This window comes from Pseudomonas sp. BS3782 TE3695 (assembly GCF_050435305.1).
In the GTDB taxonomy this organism is placed as follows: domain Bacteria; phylum Pseudomonadota; class Gammaproteobacteria; order Pseudomonadales; family Pseudomonadaceae; genus Aquipseudomonas.
The window spans coordinates 1,822,335-1,842,893 of sequence record NZ_JBNDKB010000001.1 but is presented as its reverse complement, the minus strand read 5'-3'; the positions used below and the strand labels follow the sequence as shown (position 1 = coordinate 1,842,893).

Annotated in this window: 21 protein-coding genes, 1 tRNA gene and 1 pseudogene; 15 read left to right on the top strand and 8 right to left on the bottom strand. The window is 58.1% G+C overall.

The genetic code is table 11. The features are described from left to right. The first annotated feature begins 19 nt into the window (after positions 1–19). Positions 20–325 carry a YkgJ family cysteine cluster protein gene (locus tag ABH909_RS08410; RefSeq protein WP_123501306.1) on the top strand — a complete coding sequence of 102 codons (306 nt, stop codon included), beginning with the start codon at positions 20–22 and terminating at the stop codon, positions 323–325. A 136-nt stretch (positions 326–461) separates the two neighbouring features. On the opposite strand, the gene ABH909_RS08405 is transcribed toward ABH909_RS08410, so the two are convergent. The 6 genes from ABH909_RS08405 to hemA form a co-directional block, all read right to left on the bottom strand. Continuing rightward, positions 462–980 carry an acyloxyacyl hydrolase gene (locus ABH909_RS08405; RefSeq protein ID WP_429432114.1) on the bottom strand — a complete coding sequence of 173 codons (519 nt, stop codon included), beginning with the start codon at positions 978–980 and terminating at the stop codon, positions 462–464. A gap of 120 nt (positions 981–1,100) precedes the next feature. Then, the gene (gene murI / locus ABH909_RS08400) at positions 1,101–1,892 is read right to left on the bottom strand and encodes a glutamate racemase (protein WP_429432111.1); all 792 of its coding nucleotides are present in this window, start codon (positions 1,890–1,892) and stop codon (positions 1,101–1,103) included. Continuing rightward, positions 1,885–2,640, bottom strand: coding sequence for a molybdopterin-synthase adenylyltransferase MoeB (locus ABH909_RS08395; RefSeq protein ID WP_429432109.1), 756 nt, complete (start codon positions 2,638–2,640; stop codon positions 1,885–1,887). Before ABH909_RS08395 ends, murI begins: the two co-directional genes overlap by 8 nt. Then, positions 2,634–3,464, bottom strand: coding sequence for a peptide chain release factor N(5)-glutamine methyltransferase (gene prmC / locus ABH909_RS08390; protein ID WP_429432106.1), 831 nt, complete (start codon positions 3,462–3,464; stop codon positions 2,634–2,636). The genes ABH909_RS08395 and prmC overlap by 7 nt, the downstream gene beginning before the upstream one ends. Next, on the bottom strand, positions 3,465–4,547 hold the full coding sequence (prfA, locus tag ABH909_RS08385) for a peptide chain release factor 1 (RefSeq protein ID WP_429432103.1): 1,083 nt from the start codon (positions 4,545–4,547) through the stop codon (positions 3,465–3,467). It lies immediately after the preceding gene. Further along, positions 4,544–5,833 carry a glutamyl-tRNA reductase gene (hemA, locus tag ABH909_RS08380; RefSeq protein WP_429432100.1) on the bottom strand — a complete coding sequence of 430 codons (1,290 nt, stop codon included), beginning with the start codon at positions 5,831–5,833 and terminating at the stop codon, positions 4,544–4,546. Before hemA ends, prfA begins: the two co-directional genes overlap by 4 nt. A 235-nt stretch (positions 5,834–6,068) precedes the next feature. Here hemA and ABH909_RS08375 point away from each other — a divergent pair, with 235 nt between their 5' ends. The 14 genes and pseudogenes from ABH909_RS08375 to ABH909_RS08310 all read left to right on the top strand — a co-directional run bounded on the left by ABH909_RS08375 (position 6,069) and on the right by ABH909_RS08310 (position 17,984). Further along, positions 6,069–7,793, top strand: a complete 1,725-nt coding sequence (locus ABH909_RS08375) for a tetratricopeptide repeat protein (RefSeq protein ID WP_429432097.1) — start codon at positions 6,069–6,071, stop codon at positions 7,791–7,793. Between the two features lie 4 nt (positions 7,794–7,797). Continuing rightward, the gene (lolB, locus tag ABH909_RS08370; RefSeq protein ID WP_429432094.1) at positions 7,798–8,415 is read left to right on the top strand and encodes a lipoprotein insertase outer membrane protein LolB; all 618 of its coding nucleotides are present in this window, start codon (positions 7,798–7,800) and stop codon (positions 8,413–8,415) included. 2 nt (positions 8,416–8,417) lie between these two features. Next, positions 8,418–9,269, top strand: coding sequence for a 4-(cytidine 5'-diphospho)-2-C-methyl-D-erythritol kinase (ispE, locus tag ABH909_RS08365; RefSeq protein WP_429432091.1), 852 nt, complete (start codon positions 8,418–8,420; stop codon positions 9,267–9,269). A 37-nt stretch (positions 9,270–9,306) separates the two neighbouring features. Continuing rightward, positions 9,307–9,381, top strand: a tRNA-Gln gene (locus ABH909_RS08360). Positions 9,382–9,427: 46 nt separating this feature from the next. Next, positions 9,428–10,369: a ribose-phosphate pyrophosphokinase gene (locus tag ABH909_RS08355; protein WP_003171603.1), complete on the top strand. Its 942-nt coding sequence runs from the start codon at positions 9,428–9,430 to the stop codon at positions 10,367–10,369. Positions 10,370–10,511: 142 nt separating this feature from the next. Next, complete coding sequence (locus ABH909_RS08350; protein WP_429432088.1) at positions 10,512–11,111, top strand: 50S ribosomal protein L25/general stress protein Ctc; 600 nt, start codon at positions 10,512–10,514, stop codon at positions 11,109–11,111. 168 nt (positions 11,112–11,279) lie between these two features. Further along, positions 11,280–11,864, top strand: a complete 585-nt coding sequence (gene pth, locus ABH909_RS08345) for an aminoacyl-tRNA hydrolase (RefSeq protein WP_305425202.1) — start codon at positions 11,280–11,282, stop codon at positions 11,862–11,864. Positions 11,865–11,887: 23 nt separating this feature from the next. Further along, complete coding sequence (ychF, locus tag ABH909_RS08340; protein ID WP_010458288.1) at positions 11,888–12,988, top strand: redox-regulated ATPase YchF; 1,101 nt, start codon at positions 11,888–11,890, stop codon at positions 12,986–12,988. A gap of 118 nt (positions 12,989–13,106) precedes the next feature. Next, the gene (locus ABH909_RS08335; RefSeq protein WP_429432084.1) at positions 13,107–13,523 is read left to right on the top strand and encodes an Arm DNA-binding domain-containing protein; all 417 of its coding nucleotides are present in this window, start codon (positions 13,107–13,109) and stop codon (positions 13,521–13,523) included. Beyond that, positions 13,465–13,986: pseudogene (locus tag ABH909_RS08330) on the top strand (tyrosine-type recombinase/integrase); the annotation flags it as partial. The gene ABH909_RS08335 and the pseudogene ABH909_RS08330, both read left to right, overlap by 59 nt. A gap of 994 nt (positions 13,987–14,980) precedes the next feature. Further along, entirely contained in the window at positions 14,981–16,381 is a 1,401-nt protein-coding gene (locus ABH909_RS08325; RefSeq protein WP_429439785.1) for a YfjI family protein, read from the top strand. After that, a complete protein-coding gene (locus ABH909_RS08320) occupies positions 16,365–16,724 on the top strand; it encodes a hypothetical protein (protein WP_429432081.1) in 360 nt (119 codons plus the stop codon). The genes ABH909_RS08325 and ABH909_RS08320 overlap by 17 nt, the downstream gene beginning before the upstream one ends. Continuing rightward, entirely contained in the window at positions 16,702–17,682 is a 981-nt protein-coding gene (locus ABH909_RS08315) for an integrase domain-containing protein (protein WP_429432078.1), read from the top strand. The genes ABH909_RS08320 and ABH909_RS08315 overlap by 23 nt, the downstream gene beginning before the upstream one ends. Further along, entirely contained in the window at positions 17,679–17,984 is a 306-nt protein-coding gene (locus ABH909_RS08310) for a hypothetical protein (protein WP_429432075.1), read from the top strand. The genes ABH909_RS08315 and ABH909_RS08310 overlap by 4 nt, the downstream gene beginning before the upstream one ends. Before the next feature lie 297 nt (positions 17,985–18,281). Here the strand turns inward: ABH909_RS08310 and ABH909_RS08305 are convergent, their stop codons facing one another. Together ABH909_RS08305 and ectB are read right to left on the bottom strand one after the other, a co-directional pair. Further along, on the bottom strand, positions 18,282–19,187 hold the full coding sequence (locus ABH909_RS08305; RefSeq protein ID WP_429432072.1) for a DMT family transporter: 906 nt from the start codon (positions 19,185–19,187) through the stop codon (positions 18,282–18,284). After that, complete coding sequence (gene ectB, locus ABH909_RS08300; RefSeq protein WP_429439783.1) at positions 19,177–20,499, bottom strand: diaminobutyrate--2-oxoglutarate transaminase; 1,323 nt, start codon at positions 20,497–20,499, stop codon at positions 19,177–19,179. The genes ABH909_RS08305 and ectB overlap by 11 nt, the downstream gene beginning before the upstream one ends. Positions 20,500–20,559: the final 60 nt, after the last annotated feature.

Here is a 20,559-nt window from a genome sequence, read left to right as displayed (position 1 = left end):
CTGGCTTACACTGCGCGCCATGAAAACCATTCCCCACAAACAAATCGCCGAACCGGCGGTCACCTGTTCGACCTGCGCGGCCTGCTGCTGCCAGCTTGAAGTCATGTTGATCACCGACACCGGCGTGCCCGAGCGTTTTATCGATACCGACGATTGGGGTGGGGAAGTCATGCTGCGACTGGATGACGGCTGGTGTGCCGCGCTGGATCGCGACAGTATGATGTGCACCATCTACGAAAAACGTCCGCTGATTTGCCGGGAGTTCGAAATGGGCGCACCGGAATGCATCACCGAACGCCAGGGGATTGCGACGGCGTATCGGTGAGCGAATACAGCAGGTCATGAAGATCCAATGTGGGAGCGGGCTTGCTCGCGAAAGCGGATTGTCAGTCAACATCAATGTTGAATGTTAAATCGCATTCGCGAGCAAGCCCGCTCCCACATTAAAAGTGCAGTAATGCTTACAACGGCATCGTGTAATGCAGCGAGTAACTCTCTACGCCATCGTTCGGGCTGCTAATCCCGGCATTGGAGTAGTGCGTGGCGCGAACCCCGACTTCATGCCCGCCGGTAAAGCGCAGACCAAACCCGAAACGGTCTTCGAACTGAAAGGCACTGCCCAGTTTGTTGTCTTCGACTTCAGTGTTGGCAAACACCGCGATACCGATACCCGCCTCAACATAAGGTTTGATGGTCTGACCGGCAAACTCGTACACCAGCACCGGCGAGAACGACACACTGTGATTGCTCGACGTTTCATCCCCCTCCCAGTAGGTGTAAGCGCCGCTCCAGTAGCCGGTCAAGCGACCGATATCACTTTGCAACCAGCTCTTGTCCCAGTCGAATTGCATGCCCAGTCGGTAAGTCATGGTCGAATCGCTGGTCTGGCCGACCGCGAATTCCACCCCGGCTGCCTGCGCGGTAAAACTGTGCCCCATCAATGCGGTCGCAATCGCGGCCAAGCAGAATAGTCGCTTCATTAGAAACATCCTTTTCCGAAACAATTTCGTATGGTTTTCAGGCTGTCCAACAGACAAAGCTATAGAAGTTGAAGCTTGATCGGAAGTTCAGCTCAATTATTCGTGTCATCACTTTTTTGTCTACACGTCGAAGCTTTGCACAACACCCGTCGAATGCCACAAAACCGGCAAGATATTTCTGAAATGTTCCGGATCGGCACTCGACCAGAACCGGGCAGCACGAGCAGGTCCCTCGGCCAGCAACTCACGCTCGGCCAACAATCGTTGAAGCTGCCGTGCCACAGCGGCACCGGTATCGATCAGGCTGATGTTCCGGGGGAGCAACTGCTTAAGCAGAGGCTTTAGGAAAGGATAATGCGTGCAGCCAAGAATGATTGTGTCTGCACCTTCAGCTAGCAGCGGATCGACATACCCTTGCAGCAACTGACGCAATGCCTCGCTGTGCAAATCGCCATTTTCAATCAGCTCCACCAGCCCTGGGCATGGCTGGGTGATGACTCGCACATCGGCGGCGAAACGGTCGAGCAAGGCGGCGAACTTGGCACTCTGTAACGTGCCGGTGGTGGCGAGTACGCCAACGACACCGCTGCGCGTCGCCGCAGCCGCCGGTTTGACCGCAGGCTCCATGCCGACGATGGGCCACTCTGGGAAATCACGCCGCAAATCCGCAACACCTGCGACGGTGGCGGTATTGCAAGCAAGCACCAGCGCCTTGGCGCCCTGCTGCTGAAAGAACTGCGCCATGACACTGCAACGCTGACGGATGAATGCCGGGGTTTTCTCGCCGTAGGGAATATTCCCGCAATCACCGAAGTACAACAGAGATTCGTTGGGCAGCAACTGCTGGATCTCGGCCAGCACGGAGAGTCCACCGACGCCGGAATCGAATACAGCAATCGGCGCTTCACGCATGGCTTGACCCGCAGACGCTACAGCCCGGATCACGCTTGACCCGCAATTCACGGAAGCGCGTGCCCAAGGCATCGATCAATAACAGGCGTCCCACCAGCGGTTCGCCGAACCCCACCAGCAATTTCAACGCTTCGAGGGCTTGCAGGCTACCGACCAGGCCCACCAGCGGACCGAGTACGCCGGCCTCGCTGCAAGTCAGCTCGGCTTCGCTGCCGTGCCCGTATAAACAGTGGTAGCACGGGCTTTCCGGACGACGGGAGTCGAAGACCGACAACTGCCCTTCCAGCCGAATCGCCGCGCCGCTGACCAGCGGTTTGCGCGCCGCCACGCACGCGGCATTGACTGCTTCACGGGTGGAAAAGTTATCGGAGCAGTCCAGCACCAGATCCACCGCCGCCACGGCTGCCGCCAGGGAATCTTCATCGAGGGCGGTGCGATGGGCCGTCAGCTGAATCTCTGGATTGATCGCAGTCAGACGACGGATCGCCGAATCGACCTTGCTCAAGCCGACGCTGTCGGTGTCGTGAACGATCTGGCGTTGCAGATTGGTCAGGTCGACCGTGTCGAAGTCCGCCAGGTGCAACTCACCGACACCGGCCGCCGCCAGGTACAGCGCCACCGGTGAGCCAAGACCGCCGAGACCGACAATCAGCACACGGCTTTCCTTGAGCCGCAACTGGCCGTCGATGTCGACGTGTTGCAGCAGAATCTGCCGGCTATAGCGCAGTAATTCCTGATCATTCAGCACGGCAAGCGCCCCAGACTGATGCGTTCGTGACCGCCCAGATCGGTGCGGCTGTGGACCTCTTCAAAGCTGCGGGTCAGCAGCAAATCGCGCACGGCCTCGGCTTGATCGTAACCATGCTCGAGCATCAACCAGCCGCCCGCCTCAAGATAATCCGGCGCCTGATCGACGATCAAACGCAAATCGTCGAGCCCATCGACGCCGGCCACCAGGGCACTGGCCGGTTCGAAGCGCACATCGCCCTGCGCCAGATGCGGATCTGTCGAAGCAATGTAGGGCGGGTTGCTGATAATCAATTGAAAGCGCTGGCCTTCCAAAGCGCTGAACCAATGACTGCTCAGCACCGTGGCGTTATTCAGGTGCAGCCGCTGGCGATTGCGCTCGGCCAGGGCCACGGCTTCCAGCACGCGGTCCACAGCGGTGATTTTCCAGGCCGGACGCTCGCTGGCCAGCGCCAGGGCGATGGCGCCGCTGCCGGTGCCCAGATCAAGAACCCTGGCCGGAGTCGTCGGCAACAGCTCCAACGCGGTTTCTACCAGCAGCTCGGTGTCGGGACGCGGAATCAACGTGTGGGGCGCGACTTCCAGGTCAAGTTTCCAGAAGCCCTGCTGCCCCAGAATGTAAGCCACCGGCTCACCGCTGCGGCGGCGTTGCAGGTACTCGGCAAATTTCAGCGCCGCTTCGCTCGGGACGATCCGCTCAGGCCAGGTGTGCAGAAAGCTGCGGGATTTACCCAAGGCAGCCGCCAGCAACAATTCGGCATCCAGACGCGCGGTGGGCGAGTCGGGCAAATCAGCGGCGCGCAACAAACTGGCAATGATCGTCATTTATTCACCTATCGCTGCCAATTGGTCGGCCTGGTACTCGGCCAGCAACGGTTCGATGACCGCATCCACGCCGCCCGCAAGAATTTCGTCGAGCGAATACAGCGTCAGGTTGACCCGGTGGTCGGTGACCCGGCCCTGGGCAAAGTTATAGGTGCGAATCCGTTCGGAACGATCACCGGAACCTACCAGCAATTTACGCTCGCTGGCGATGGCATTGGCGGCGGCGCTGGTCTGCTGATCATTGAGTTTGGCCGACAGCCAGGACATCGCCCGGGCGCGGTTCTTGTGCTGGGAACGTTCTTCCTGGCACTCGACGACAATACCGGACGGCAAGTGCGTAATGCGGATTGCCGAATCGGTCTTGTTGACGTGCTGACCGCCGGCGCCAGAGGAGCGATAGGTGTCGATCCGCAGGTCTGCCGGGTTGATCTCGATCGCTTCCTGCTCGTCCGGCTCGGGCAACACGGCCACGGTGCAGGCCGAGGTGTGGATGCGGCCTTGGGATTCAGTGGCCGGAACCCGCTGTACCCGATGCGCGCCGGATTCGAATTTCAGTTTGCCGTAGACATTCTCGCCTTCGACCCGGGCAATGACTTCTTTATAGCCGCCGTGCTCACCTTCGTTCTCCGACAGAATCTCTACCCGCCAGCCACGTCGCTCGGCATAACGCGAATACATGCGGAACAGATCGCCGGAGAAAATCGCCGCTTCGTCGCCGCCGGTGCCGGCACGGATTTCGAGGAATACGTTGCGCCCGTCGTTCGGATCCTTGGGCAGCAGCATGCGTTGCAGGCTGGCTTCGATTTCGATCAGTTGCTCTTTGGCTTCGCGGACTTCTTCCACGGCCATTTCGCGCATGTCCGGGTCGCTGTCCTTGAGCAGTGCTTGCGCGCCTTCGAGATCGCTCTGCACTTTAAGCAGCTGTTTATAGGTGCAAACGATCGGCTCGACTTCCGCGTATTCCTTGGAATAGGTACGGAACTTGTTTTGATCGGAAATGACCTCGCCGTCGCCAAGCAGGGCGGTCAGTTCCTCGAAGCGGTCCTGGAGGATGTCCAGCTTATTGAGCAGTGACGCTTTCATTGCGGTTTCTTATCCGAAAAGCTATCCGATGAGCCCTCACCGAGGGCAAAGAGTTCCTGGGCCATGGCCAGCGCATCGAGGCGGCCTTCGGCAGAGAGCTTTTTCAATTGCACGCTCGGGGCATGCAAGAGTTTATTGGTCAGGCCGCGGGCCAGTTGCACCAGCACGTCTTCGGCGCTGCTGCCATTAGCGAGCATGCGCTGGGCTTTAAGCAATTCTTCGTCACGCATGCGCTCGCTTTGTTGACGATAGGCCTTGAGCACATCCACCGCCGCCAGTTCACGCAGGCGAACCATGAAATCTTCGGCACCGACCGACACCATCTCTTCGGCGGCCTGGGCAGCGCCCTGACGGCTCTTGAGGTTTTCGGCGACCACTTCGTGGAGATCGTCGACGCTGTACAGGTAAACGTCGTCCAACTCGCCGACTTCAGGCTCGATATCCCGAGGAACAGCGATATCCACCATGAAAATCGGCTTGTGCTTACGCAATTTCAAGGCGCTTTCCACCGCGCCTTTACCGAGAATCGGCAACTGGCTGGCGGTAGAACTGATGACGATGTCACTGCGCACCAGTTCTGCCGGGATGTCCGAGAGCAGCACGGCGTGGGCACCGAACTGCTCGGCCAGGATGCTCGCGCGCTCCAGGGTGCGGTTGGCGACCACGATTCGCTTGACCCCAAGCTCATGCAGATGGCGAGCGACCAGGGTGATGGTCTCGCCGGCGCCGATCAGCAAGGCCTGGCTGCGTTGCAAATCACTGAAAATCTGTTTCGCCAGGCTGACCGCGGCAAACGCGACGGACACCGGGTTTTCGCCGATGGCGGTGTCGGTCCGCACCTGTTTGGCCGCATTGAACGTGGCCTGGAACAGCCGCCCGAGCAGCGGACCAATGGTGCCAGCCTCGCGAGCAACAGCGTAAGCCGATTTCATCTGACCGAGAATCTGCGGTTCACCCAACACCAGCGAATCGAGCCCGGAGGCAACCCGCATCATGTGACGAACTGCCGCATCATCTTCATGCACATAAGCGCTCGCGCGCAGCTCATCGAGGCTCAAATGATGATAATCAGCCAGCCAGCGCAACACGACGTCAGCCGAAAGGTGATCCTGTTCTATATACAGTTCACTGCGATTGCAGGTGGAGAGGATCGCAGCTTCGCGGCTGTCGGTGAGTCGGCAGAGCTGCTGCAAGGCCTCAACCAGCTGCTCAGGGGTAAAGGCCACGCGCTCGCGGACGTCTACTGAAGCAGTCTTGTGGTTAATACCGAGTGCAAGGAAGGCCATTCAAGGTCGCTGATGGTGACGTGAAGCCGACAATTGTCCTACTTCGACAGAGCCAGAACAACCACTCGATATCTATCGCACCTGCAAGAGCTGCCGAAGGCTGCGACCCATTCTCGTTTACAAGGGTGCCGGGGCTGCGGGGATTGCCCGCGAGGGTAAATTGGCCGGGCGGTTATGTTTGGCCGAAGGCTTGTGTCATGATGATCTGACCGCAGGTTAGTCGTCCTTTTCCTATATGAATAGATCTTCCGCGTTGCTTCTCGCTTTTGTCTTCCTCAGCGGCTGCCAGGCCTTGGCGCCCGTTTCATCGGACGGCACGCCGCCGGTCGAAGACAGCACTCCGGCCCCTGAAAAGCCCAAGGTTTACAGCTCGTTCAGCGAAGAAACCATCTTCAGCCTGTTGAGCGCCGAACTCGCTGGCCAGCGCAATCGTTACGACATTGCCCTGGACAACTACGTGACCCAGGCCATCAATACCCAGGATCCGGGCATCTCCGAGCGGGCATTTCGCATTGCCGAGTATCTGGGCGCCGATCAGGCCGCCCTCGACACCGCACTGGTCTGGGCCAAAAACGCCCCGGACGATCTCGAAGCGCAACGGGCGGCCGCCGTGCAACTGGCCCGCGCCGGGCGTTACGACGACTCCATGGTCTATATGGAGAAAGTCCTGCAAGGCAAAGGCGACACGCATTTCGATTTTCTCGCCCTGTCCGCAGCCGATACCGACCAGGAAACGCGCAACGGTCTGATGAAAGGTTTTGACCGCTTGCTGCAGCGCCATCCGAACAACAACCAGCTGATTTTCGGCAAGGCCTTGTTGCTGCAGCAGGACGGCGATGCCAAGGGCGCCCTGACCCTGCTCGAAGACAATCCGCCGGACGAAGGCGAAATAGCGCCGATCCTGCTGCGCGCGCGCCTGCTGCAAGGACTCAACCGTGGCGATGAAGCGTTGCCGCTGTTGCAAAAAAGCATCAAGAAGTACCCAGACGACAAACGCCTGCGCCTGACTTACGCACGCATGCTGGTAGAGCAGGACCGCATGGACGATGCCAAGGTCGAGTTCTCGAGCCTGGTGCAGCAATACCCCGAAGACGACGAATTGCGTTATTCCCTGGCGCTGGTCTGCCTGGAAGCCAAAGCCTGGGACGAAGCCAAAGGCTATCTGGAAGATTTGATCGCCCGGGACAGCCATGTCGACTCGGCTCACTTGAACCTGGGGCGCATTGCCGAAGAGCGTAACGACCCGCAGGGCGCATTGATCGAATACGCCCAGGTCGGGCCGGGCAACGACTACCTGCCGGCGCAATTGCGTCAGGCCGATATCCTGATGAACAACGGCAAGACCGCCGAAGCACAAAGCCGTCTGGCAGCGGAGCGCGGCGAGCAACCCGATTACGCGATCCAGTTATATTTGATCGAAGCCGAAACCTTGTCCGCCAACAAACAGGGTGACAAGGCCTGGAAAGTCTTGCAGCAAGCCCTGCAGCAATACCCGGACGACCTGAATCTGCTGTATACCCGGGCCATGCTGGCAGAAAAACGCAATGACCTGGCGCAGATGGAAAAAGATCTGCGACTGATCATCAAGCGCGATCCAAACAACGCGATGGCCTTGAACGCCCTCGGCTATACCCTGTCCGACCGCACCACACGCTACGCCGAAGCCAAGGCCTTGATCGAACAGGCGCACCAGATTACCCCGGAAGACCCGGCAGTCCTCGATAGTCTCGGCTGGGTCAATTTCCGCCTGGGCAACCTCGATGAAGCCGAGCGCTATCTGCGCCAGGCGCTGGAGCGCTTCCCCGATCAGGAGGTCGCCGCGCACTTGGGCGAAGTCCTGTGGGCCAACGGCAAACAGCGCGAAGCCAAGAAAATCTGGAGCAAGTTCCTCAAGGAACAGCCCGACAGCCCTACCCTGCGCGGCACCATCAAGCGCCTGACCGGATCAGAGACTCTTTAAGATTATGTTTTTGCGCCACTTCATTGTTTTCAGCTTCATCGCCCTGCTCGCCGGTTGCGCGGGCTTCGTTGCCCGCGAATCGGTCCAGGGCCAAGGCAACAAGGCCCAATGGCGCGAGCACAAACAGCAACTGACCGGCCTCGACGGCTGGCAGATCAACGGCAAAATCGGCATCCGCGCGCCAAAAGACTCCGGCAGCGGTACGTTGTTCTGGCTGCAACGCCAGGATTACTACGACATCCGCCTTTCCGGTCCGCTGGGTCGGGGCGCGGCCCGTTTGACCGGTCGCCCGGGTAAAGTCTCGCTGGAGGTGGCCAATCAGGGCCGCTATGACGCACCGACCCCGGAAGCCCTGGTTGAAGAACAACTGGGCTGGAAATTGCCGGTATCCCATCTGGCTTGGTGGGTTCGCGGGCTCCCGGCCCCGGACAGCAAAAGTCGCCTGACCCTCGACATCGACAGCCGCCTGGCCAATCTCGAACAGGATGGCTGGCAGGTCGAGTACCTCAGTTATGCCGAGCAAAACGGCTATTGGCTGCCCGAGCGGATCAAACTGCATGGCACCGACCTTGATGTCACGCTGGTGATCAAGGACTGGCAACCACGCAAGCTGGGGCAGTGAACATGACTGCACCACGTCTGACGTTGCCCTCGCCCGCCAAGCTCAATTTGATGCTGCACATCCTTGGTCGTCGCGAAGACGGTTACCACGAGTTGCAGACGATTTTTCAGTTCCTCGATTACGGCGATGAAATCACCTTCGCTGTTCGCGACGATGGCGTGATTCGGTTACACACCGAGTTCGCCGACGTACCTCACGACAGCAACCTGATCGTCAAAGCCGCAAAAAAACTTCAGGCACAATCCGGTTGTTCGCGAGGTGTCGACATCTGGATCGAAAAAATCCTGCCCATGGGCGGTGGAATCGGTGGCGGCAGTTCGAATGCAGCAACCACGTTGTTGGGCCTCAATCATCTTTGGCAACTGAATTGGGATGAGGATCGACTGGCCGCGCTGGGCCTCACGCTTGGCGCCGACGTCCCGGTTTTCGTGCGGGGCCACGCAGCTTTCGCCGAGGGCGTGGGGGAAAAACTCACCCCTGTAGAGCCCGAGGAACCGTGGTATCTCGTACTGGTGCCGCAAGTATCTGTAAGTACAGCAGAAATTTTTTCAGATCCACTGTTGACACGTAACACTCCTCCCATTAAAGTGCGCCCCGTTCCCAAGGGAAACAGTCGAAATGACTGCTTGCCGGTGGTAGCAAGGCGTTATCCAGAGGTACGTAACGCATTGAATTTGTTAGGTAAATTTACCGAAGCAAAACTCACCGGAACTGGAAGTTGTGTGTTTGGGGGCTTCCCAAGCAAAGCTGAAGCTGATAAAGTCTCGGCCCTTCTGACAGAGACCCTTACAGGGTTTGTAGCAAAAGGAAGCAACGTTTCGATGTTGCATCGCAAGCTGCAAAATCTGCTCTAAAAGGAATCGGGTACTGGGTACTCGTTGCAACAGATACAGGGGCGTCGCCAAGCGGTAAGGCAGCAGGTTTTGATCCTGCCATGCGTTGGTTCGAATCCAGCCGCCCCTGCCATTTTCCTATACTCATCCAGGTTACCCTCAGCCTTCAGGTACTGCGCGTGTCCAAGATGATGGTCTTTACGGGGAACGCTAACCCCGATCTGGCTCGGCGTGTTGTACGTCAGCTGCATATCCCTCTCGGTGACATCTCTGTCGGTAAATTCTCCGACGGCGAAATTACTGCCGAGATCAATGAAAACGTTCGCGGTAAAGACGTTTTCATTATTCAGCCGACTTGCGCTCCGACCAACGATAACCTGATGGAACTGGTAGTGATGGCTGATGCCTTCCGCCGCTCCTCGGCTACTCGTATCACTGCTGTTATTCCTTACTTTGGTTATGCCCGTCAGGATCGCCGTCCGCGCTCCGCACGTGTAGCTATCAGCGCGAAAGTCGTTGCTGACATGCTTACCGTAGTCGGCATCGATCGTGTTCTCACGGTTGATTTGCATGCTGACCAGATTCAGGGTTTCTTCGATATTCCGGTAGATAACATCTACGGCTCCCCGGTACTGGTGGATGACATTGAAGATCAGCGCTTCGAAAACCTGATGATCGTGTCCCCGGACATTGGTGGCGTCGTGCGTGCACGGGCTGTTGCCAAATCCCTGGGCGTGGATCTCGGGATCATCGACAAACGCCGTGAGAAAGCCAATCACTCTGAAGTGATGCATATCATCGGTGATGTCGAAGGGCGTACCTGTATTCTGGTCGATGACATGGTCGATACCGCCGGCACTCTGTGCCACGCGGCAAAGGCCTTGAAAGAGCATGGCGCTGCCAAGGTTTTCGCCTACTGCACGCACCCTGTGCTGTCGGGTCGGGCGATCGAAAACATTGAAAATTCCGTGCTGGACGAGCTGGTGGTGACAAACACCATCCCGCTGTCCGCTGCAGCACAAGCCTGTGCGCGTATCCGTCAACTGGATATCGCACCGGTAGTTGCCGAGGCGGTCCGCCGCATCAGCAATGAAGAATCGATCAGCGCGATGTTCCGTTAAGGGCCCTGCCCTTTTCATTACATCTCGTTGACGAAAAGCGCCCCGCCCCGGCATTCCTGTCGGGGCGGGGCTTTTTTGCCCATATCGCCTTTAGCGCTGGTCGCAAACGCTGGGGCGAATGTGGTTATTTTGGAGATACAACATGAACGATTTTACTCTGAATGCTGAAGTGCGTTCCGACCTGGGGAAAGGTGCGAGCCGCCGCCTGCGTCGTCTCGCAAGCCTGGTTCCAGCTGTAGTTTACGGTGGCGAAAAAGCCCCTGAATCCATCAGCATGCTGGCTAAAGAAGTTGCCAAACTGCTCGAAAACGAAGCGGCTTACAGCCACATCATCGAGCTGAACGTTGGCGGCACCAAGCAAAACGTAATCATCAAAGCTCTGCAGCGTCACCCGGCCAAAGGCCACGTGTTGCATGCTGACTTCGTACGCGTAGTAGCCGGCCAGAAACTGACCGCTATCGTTCCAGTGCACTTCATCAACGAAGCCGCACCGGTCAAGAAAGGCGGCGAAATTTCGCACGTCGTTTCTGAAATCGAAGTTTCGTGCCTGCCGAAAGACCTGCCTGAATTCATCGAAGTTGACCTGGCTAACGCCGAAGTCGGCTCGATCATTCACTTGTCCGACCTCAAAGCCCCTAAAGGCGTTGAGTTTGTTGCTCTGGCTCACGGTAACGACCTGGCTGTTGCCAACGTTCACGCTCCACGTGTTGCTCCAGAAGCTGCAGAAGGCGCTGCAGAGTAATTTCACTCTGTACGCCGGAGTGACCGGAACATCGCGGACTAGTACGTAGCGAGAAAGCGGGCGAGAACGCGGAGTTTACATAATGGTAAATGAGCACTTGTCGTCCACTTACGCCGCACACCCTGATCGCGGCGATGTTATCCATCACTTCAAGGAAGGGCCCCTATCGTGACTGCCATCAAACTGATCGTTGGCCTGGGAAATCCAGGCGCTGAATACGAACAGACCCGGCATAACGCAGGGGCCCTTTTTGTTGAGCGCATCGCGCACGCACAGGGCGTCAACCTTGTGGCCGATCGCAAATATTTCGGCCTGACCGGGCGTTATTCGCATCAGGGTCAGGATGTTCGTCTGCTGATTCCCACCACCTACATGAACCGCAGCGGCCAGGCCGTCGCGGCACTTGCCGGCTTCTTCCGCATCAAGCCTGAAGAAATCCTGGTGGCGCATGACGAACTCGATCTGCCTCCGGGCGTTGCCAAGCTCAAACAGGGCGGCGGCCATGGCGGTCACAACGGGTTGCGCGACATCATCGCGCAACTGGGCAATCAGAATACCTTTCACCGCTTGCGGCTTGGCATTGGCCACCCGGGCGTTGCCAGTATGGTTTCAAATTTCGTCCTGAGTCGTGCGCCACGCGCCGAACAGGAAAAACTCGATGCCAGCATCGACTTTGCCCTCGGCGTGTTGCCGGATATCCTCGCCGGTGAATGGAACCGTGCGATGAAAAACCTGCACAGCCAGAAGGCCTGACTCTTACTCCTCGGGGAAACACCATGGGATTCAATTGCGGCATCGTCGGCCTGCCTAACGTCGGCAAGTCCACCCTGTTCAACGCCCTGACCAAATCCGGGATCGCGGCCGAGAACTTCCCCTTCTGCACTATCGAGCCGAACACCGGTATCGTGCCGATGCCGGATCCGCGTCTGGAAGCCCTGGCAGCCATCGTCAATCCAAAGCGCATCCTGCCGACCACCATGGAATTCGTCGACATCGCCGGCCTGGTGGCCGGAGCCTCGAAAGGTGAAGGTCTGGGCAACAAGTTCCTCGCCAACATTCGCGAGACCGATGCCATCGCTCACGTGGTCCGCTGCTTCGAAGACGAGAACGTGATTCACGTCTCCAACAGCGTCGACCCGAAACGCGACATCGAGATCATCGACCTGGAACTGATCTTCGCTGACCTCGACAGCTGCGAGAAGCAACTGCAGAAAGTCGCCCGCAACGCCAAAGGGGGTGACAAGGACGCCGTGGTCCAGAAAGGCCTGCTGGAGCAATTGATCGCTCACTTCACCCTCGGCAAGCCAGCGCGCACGCTGATGAAGAACATGGGCGCCGACGACAAAGCGGTGATTCGTGGCTTCCATCTGCTGACCACCAAGCCGGTCATGTATATCGCCAACGTCGCTGAAGACGGTTTCGAGAACAACCCGCTGCTGGACATCGTCAAAGCCATCGCCGAAGAAGAAGGCGCCATGGTGGTGCCGGTCTGCAACAAGATTGAAGCCGAAATCGCCGAACTGGAAGACGGTGAAGAGAAAGACATGTTCCTCGAAGCCCTGGGCCTCGAAGAGCCGGGCCTGAACCGCGTAATCCGCGCCGGCTACGAAATGCTGCACCTGCAGACCTACTTCACCGCCGGTGTCGAAGAAGTCCGCGCCTGGACCGTCCGCGTCGGCGCTACCGCGCCACAAGCCGCCGGCGTGATCCACACCGACTTCGAAAAAGGCTTCATCCGCGCCGAAGTCATCGCTTATGACGACTTCATTCAGTACAAGGGCGAAGCCGGCGCCAAAGAAGCTGGAAAATGGCGCCTGGAAGGCAAGGATTACATCGTTAAAGACGGCGACGTGATGCACTTCCGTTTTAACGTGTAACAGGAACCGTGGATTTACACGGAACTCGATAGACTGGAAATCCCCGTAATCACTCGCTGATACGGGGATTTTTGCGTCTTGGGATCACCATCATCCTCCATTGTGATCTGAGTTGTTGATGGGTACGCTACCGGGTATGACGCCTAAAGCCGGTTTTAAAAACCGGGTACGACGGAAATTCGGAGATCAGCCCATGCTCACCGATACTCAATGCCGCACCGCAAAGCCCAAGGACAAGCCCTACAAGCTCACCGACGGAAAGGGGCTGCACCTAGAGGTCAAACCCAACGGCTCAAAAGCGTGGCGCTACCGTTTCGAGCTTCGAACCGCAGACACGGCCAAGGAGAGCACCTTCGCGATTGGCGACTATGCGATCGCGCCTCGGGGCGAAACTCCGGAAGAGGCCCAAGCTCGAAAGAATGGTCGAGAGGGACGTCGAGGGACATTGCGGTCGCCACGAAACCATTACCGCATTCCGCCTGATGTGGCTGACGCTCTGCCGACCGAACGAAGTAGTGGAAGCAAGGTGGGATGAGTTTGATCTGGACGCCGGCCGCTGGCGGATTCCCGCTGAGCGGATGAAAAAGCGCAAGGAACACATTGCTCCTCTACCCACCCAGGCAATGGACATGCTGCGAGCTCTGCATACCGTCACGGGCAGATATGAACACTTGTTCCCCCACCGCGACGAGCGAACTAAGCCGATGGTCGCGGCTTCATTCCGGCAGATGCTCAAAGCTCTGGGGTGGAGCGGCAAATACAGCCCCCACGCCACCAGAACCACGGGAAGTACCCGGCTCAACGAGATGGGCTATCCCGCCGACTGGATCGAGCGGCAACTCGCCCACGTCGAGCCCAATGCGGTACGGCGTACCTATAACCATGCGGAGTACCTGGCGGATCGTACGAAGATGATGCAGCAGTGGGCAGACATGCTTGATGTATGGATTCTCGGCAAAAGCAACATCACCCCCCTCAGTCGAAGTACGAATCGGTAGTAAATAGCTCCTTTACCTACTGGCGACAGCGGCGACAGTGGCGACAACCCCCGTCGGCGCGGGGCTGGAAGGTGGCGACAATATTGGCGACAGTCGCCACTTCAGATTCACTGCTTCGCTCTTCCGGCCAAGCCCTTATCGCAGGGAAGGCTCCGCATTCCCGGTGATAAGGGCTCACACGACAAACCCGACGAATGGCTACATCGCTACCGAAACCCACAGACTCCCAAGGCCTTCCAGTGGCCTCAACTTGCGCAACGCACCTCCCAAAACAGCGGTTGACCCACAGCGAGACCGGGCTTAAACCAAGCCCTGTGGATAGCTGTCGTTGACAGCACCAGCCCAGGTAGCCCGAACCTTCAAGGCTACGCCACAGCGCGGTGGTTCAATCCTAAGTGCGATCAGCGTCCGGTGGCTCGCACGGTCACAACACCGTTGTGATGGATGCCCACTGCTCCAAAGCGTCTGTGCAGCAGACTGCCTGCATCATCACCAACTGCTCTGCAGCAACCTCCTCCCTTGGCCCATCTCGCTGCGCCAGACTGCGCCCGTCTCTTTATCCTAGAAAGAGACGGGCGCTCATCACCCTGCTGCAGCCCACATCTGATCGGGTTCTGCGACAACTCACCGCGTGACAATCGGCGTGACAAAACCGATTCGACACGTCTCGCATTATCGCTGGCGACGGTGCAGCAGCCCAGGACAGGCTGCACTTGACTGACAGTCAGGCATGCCCCGCTCGCGAAGATGATGCCCTCCCCCCCATGATCTCGCGGTGCCGGATTCGTCAACCGATGCAGCCTCCACCCGCCCGCATCCTCGGATGCGTTCAGGAGGCCAGATCGATGGGAAATGCCCGCGCTCTTGGTCGTACAGAGCCGTTCGTTCCGCGTCAGTGAACACCCTCACAGGTCGCAGGGGCCTTCATCCCTGATAACACTCAACATCCGTGGCGGGAGCGTGAGGGAAACAACTGCTGAACAGGAGACAGATGATGCTGCAATCAACCTGGAGCTTGCCGCCGCAACCCTTGCTGGAGGCCAACCCGACGCCATTAGATTATCCGGTGGCCGCCCTCGGTGATCTGCTGGGACCGGCCGTCGAGCGCATGGCCGAAGTGATGGGTGTGCCGCAGGCCATGGCGGCGCAATCGGTGCTGGCTACCTCGGCCTTGGCCACTCAGGGGCATGCCAATGTGCAGCTGGATGGCCGGGCCTATCCGCTGTCACTGTACCTGCTCACTATTGCGGCTTCCGGTGATCGCAAGACGGCGGTGGATAAGCTGGCCTTACAGCCAGCCCGCGATTGGGAACGCCAGCAGTGGCAGGCCTACCACGAAAAACTCAGTCGCTACCGCGCCACGCTGGTGCAATCTCAGAAGCAGATGGCAACGATCGATAGCCATACCGACACGCCAATCCAGATAGAGCCAGAGCCCGTAGCACCACGACTGATCAGCAGCGAACCGACCATCGAAGCCCTGACCAAAAGCCTGTGTTTGGGTCTGCCCAGCATGGGGCTGTTCAGCGACGAGGGAGGCCAATTCCTCGGCAGTAGTACCATGAGCCGGGACAACCGCCTCAAGGCGGTGACCACCTTGTCGTGCCTGTGGGACGGCAACCCCATCGATCGCTCTCGCTCCATGACCGGGGAAAGCCTGCGCGCCTATGACAGGCGCTTGAGCCTGCATTTGATGCTGCAACCGTATTTGGCGGGACAGCTACTCAAGGATCCGCTGCTCAACGGCCAAGGCATCTTCGCCCGCTGCCTGATCACCTGGCCACAGAGCTTGGCCGGACAGCGCTTTTATCAGCCGGTGGATCTCACCCAAGACATCAGCCTCAAACGCTACACCCAGCGAATCACCGACCTGCTGCAACGTCCCTGGGCAATCGGCAGCGATGGCGCGTTACACCCCAAAGCCCTGCCCCTGAGAAGCCTGGCCCGGCAAACCTGGATCAACCTGCACGACACCATCGAAGCCCAGCTCGGCGAGTTCGACGAACTGGCCAATGTGCGACCCAGCGCCTCCAAGGCCTCGGACAATCTGCTACGGATCGCCGGCGTCTTTGCGGTACTGGAAGACCGCGAAATGATCGAAGTTACCCACATTCAGCGCGCTTCCTCGCTGATGGATTATTACCTGACCGAGATCCAACGGCTGACCGAGCAGGAACCGATCAACACCCAGCGGGAAGAAGCCGATCGGCTGCTGCGCTGGCTGCAGGAAAAACAGTGGCCACCTTTCACGGTTCGAGATCTGTTACGCAACGGCCCGCGCTTCGCCCGCAAAAGCAGCCATCTCACGCTGGCCCTGTTGGTCGAGTTGATCACTCATCAATGGCTGGGGACCGACGGACACCACTTCGAGGTACGCCATGTTTCGACTCAATGAAGCCCTACGCAACCGGCGCGCCCAGGCGAAAAACGCTCATCATTTACAACTTGTCGCCACCACTGTCGCCACTTTGTCGCCACGCTCCACGCCAGGTACCACGGGGCTTGTCGCCACTGTCGCCGCTGTCGCCAAAAACCAAGGGGACGGCTCACACATCAGCGATCTGATTGAGCGCCTACACCAGGAAGGTGCCGAGTTGTTCTGCCTGGACAACCGGCTGTGTTTTCGTCCCAATGACTGGGGCCAACTTCCCCCCGTGAACGGCCAGTGGCGCGAGCTACTGGCTTACCTGTGCCAACAGGCGAAGGAGCTCCAGGATGGCCCTGGTCGGCAGGCGTGACGGTCGCAACTTCGGTTATGGCCGCCAACTGAGCTACGCCGGTCCGCAGACGCTCAAGGATCTGTTCGGTGGCGGCCATTTCGCCACGGTCAAAGCCCACAGTGATCGTTGGCTGGCATTCGTTAAGTGGTGCCGGTCTGAGCAAGGCCCTGGCTACAACGATGCGCGGCAAATCGATCGGCAGACGCTATTCAACTATGCCCAGTACCTTCGCCAGCAAATCGACCACGGCGACCTCAACATCGCCACCGCGCAAAACCGATTGTCCAGCGTCAACCGCACACTCGCGGCGCTGCGCGGTGATCAGCATGTGAAAGTCCTGAGCCCGAGCCAGACGTTAGGGCGGCAGCGTTCGACAATCCGCACCGTCGCGCCACAAGGGCAGGATCGGCAGCAGATTGAGCGCATTACTCAGGCACTCCGCAATCAGGGACACCATCGCGTCTGCGCCATCGTGCACTTGGCTCGCGAAACTGGCATGCGTCTGCGCGAAGCGATCCTGGCTGATCTGCCTCGATTACAACGTGAAGCCGAGAGGTTTGGTCGTATCAACATCCAGGACGGCACCAAAGGCGGTCGTTCGGGAGCTTCGGCACCACGATGGGTCGCGGCTAATGAACAAGTGAAAAGCGCGTTACTGCTGGCTCAAAGCGCATCACCGGTCGGCAGCCGCAACTTGCTAGCCCGAGATGAAAGCTACGCCACGTTCTTGCAACAAACCGTGCGCTCTGCCCGCGAAATACTGCATGAACAAGGGTTGAAGGGATTTCATGAATTGAGAGCGGCCTACGCTTGCGAACGTTACGAGCTGCTCACTGGGCACGCCGCTCCGGTCGAGAGCGGCCACGGCCATCGCCTGTACCGCGACCTTGATCAACGGGCGCGCCAACAGATCAGCCTTGAGCTCGGTCATCACCGCATCGATGTGGTTTCAGCCTACATTGGAGGCAAAGCGTGACCAAGTCCTTCGACATGGCACTGCTCCTGAGCGGCGTGCTGAGCGGTTCGCAAGCCACGCAGCAACGACACCTACGGCAAGCCCGATTCATACAAGCGGCCATCCAACAGCGATGGCAGCGAGACAATCCCTGGACCTGGCAGCAAAAGCATCTCGCCTGGTTTCTTAATTACCACATGAGCCAGCGTTCTGAATCGACACGATATTACTATTTGCTGACCATCCATTTACTCACTGTTCGTCTAGGCAAATCCTGGCAATTCAAGCGTAAGCTCACACAAGGCATGATGAATGGACGCTAACGAGATCGCTCGGAAAAAATTGAGGATATCTTGCCAAGCAAAATAAAAGACAGATGTGCCAGGTCCTTGATAAACGCCCGTCAATAGCCGACGCGGTTCCCTGGATAGCGACCCGATAAGAACGATTAGCCGGAGATTCAGTAGTTTTTTCTCATCCTTTTTTGTGAGCTGGCACGATCTGCCAGGTCCGGGAACGGATAGAAACGACTACACGCAGACCTTGCGGGCCTGCGCGTAACGTATTGGCTAGGGTCACGGCAGCCCGTCGTTCACGATACCGCCGTGATACACCTTCTGTCAGGTCGCTTCGGGTAAAGGGTGCGCTTTCTCAGGCGGTTTGATTGAGCCGATGTAAACCGCAAAGATAGTCAGCAGCGCGCCGCAAATCTGCAGCGTGGAGCTGGCCTTCCCGAGAAAGGTGACATCAATAAAATACGTGATCACCGGCTCCAGTAACAGGATCAGACCGGCCAACCCCAGGCTGATAGCTCCGATCGACCGGTTGACCAGCAACCAGCCGACAAACTGCACCAATACCCCGTATATGATCAGCATCAGCAAGGTTTGCCCATCCACGATGGCCAAGCTTTCCCCAGTTGCCAGCGCGTATGTCAGAAGTACCAGTGCCGCCCAAAGACTCAAATTGAGCATTTGTGCGATCTTGTCACCCCCGCCGTCAGGCAACTGAGTGTTGATCTTCAGGAAGTACACGCAGATGGCATACGCCAGCCCCGACAGCACGCCATACACCACGCCCTTGATCCCTACCGCACTGGTCATCTCGGGTAGCAACAACAGATAGAGCCCAACAAATGCCAAGGTAATGGATACCAGGAAGTAGATCGAAGGTTTTTCCTTCAACAGGTACAACCCCAGTAGGGTCATGAAGAACACCTGACAGTTGGTCAGGATCGACCCGATGCCCGGGCCGACGATATAGATGCTCTGGTGCCAGAGCACCAGGTCGATGGCCAAAAACACCCCAGCCAACGCAGTGTATAGCTGCGCCTTGGCGCTTTTGAGCAGCACCGGTGTTTTGCGCACCTTGAGCAGCAGGAAGAACAGGATCGAGGCGAACACCATCCGATAGAACCCTGCGCCACCCGCGCCGATATGGGCGAAAGCGACGGCTAGAGCAGACAGACTGAGCATCAGTCCACCGATGGTCAATTCAATGATTGCCCGATTGTTATTAGTCGACATGAGAAACCTCATTGATAAAAACCAGAGTATCCGTGTCACTGTCCGGTTCGCTAAACGTGGCTTGTTCCAGCACTTGGTGCATAGCCTCGAAAATACTTTCCAGACCCGCCTCCAAGGTTTTGGTGTCGATAGTCAGAGCCGGCATCAGTTTGAGCACCTGATCTTCAGGACCGCAGCGCTCAATGATCAAACGACGTGCAAAGCAAGCACGCATGACCGCGGCGGCCAGTGAGGCATCGTGGAACTCGATGCCATAAAACAATCCGCGACCACGCACCTGTTTAATGTGCACAGCGAAGCGTTCGGTCACTACGCCGAGCCAGGTCTTGAGCAACGCTTCATTAGCCTGGATATGTTTGACCAAACGATCGTCGCCCCAGAATTCCTGCAGCGTCTTGGTCGCCGCAACAAAGGCCAGCGTGTTACCGCGGAATGTGCCGTTGTCTTCGCCTGGCGCCCACTGATCCAGCTCCGGGCGATGCAGCAACAGTGCGAACGGCAAGCCGTAACCACTAAGGGACTTCGACAGGCAGACCATATCTGGCGTGATACCGGATGGTTCAAAACTGAAGAAGGTCCCCGTGCGGCCACAACCGGCCTGGATATCATCAATAATCAACAGGATGTCGTGCTCCGCAGTCAGCTTGCGCAATCGGACCAACCAGTCAGCGGACGCTACGTTGATCCCGCCTTCGCCCTGGATGGTTTCCAGGATGACCGCAGCCGGTTTATCCATGCCCGAGCTGTTGTCGTTCAACAGCCGCTCGAAGTACTCGACGGAGTCCAGCCCCTTCAGGTAACCGTCGTAGGGCATGCGAATCACATGAGGGTCGACGCTGGGCTGGCGGTTGTCGCGGTTGCCGGTCAAGCCCAGGGAGGTATTGGACATGCCGTGAAAGCCATTGGTGAAGGCCACGATATGCTGTCGTCCGGTAACCTTGCGAGCCAGTTTGATCGCCGATTCCACCACGCTGGTGCCGGTGGGCGACGTGAACTGCATCTTGTAAGACAGCGCTCGCGGTTCGAGGATGATCTTGCGGAAGTTGAAGAGGAATTCTTGCTTGGCCCGGCTGTGCATATCCAATGCAGCCTGAATCCCATCACGCTGCAAGTAGTCAATCACCGCGGCCTTGACCGGCCTGGGGTTGTGGCCGTAGTTGACTGAGCCGGCGCAACTTAGAAAGTCGATGTACGCCTGCCCCTTGAGGTCATACAGATAGCTGCCTTGAGCCTGGTCGAAAACCACCGGAAAACTGCGGCAATAACTGCGCGCCTGGGACTCGACCTCAGCGAATATACCCAACTCATCCATTCCTGAAATTTCCATTTACTGCCTACTCATATAAGGGGGTCGAGGTTCAGCGTTCGATTC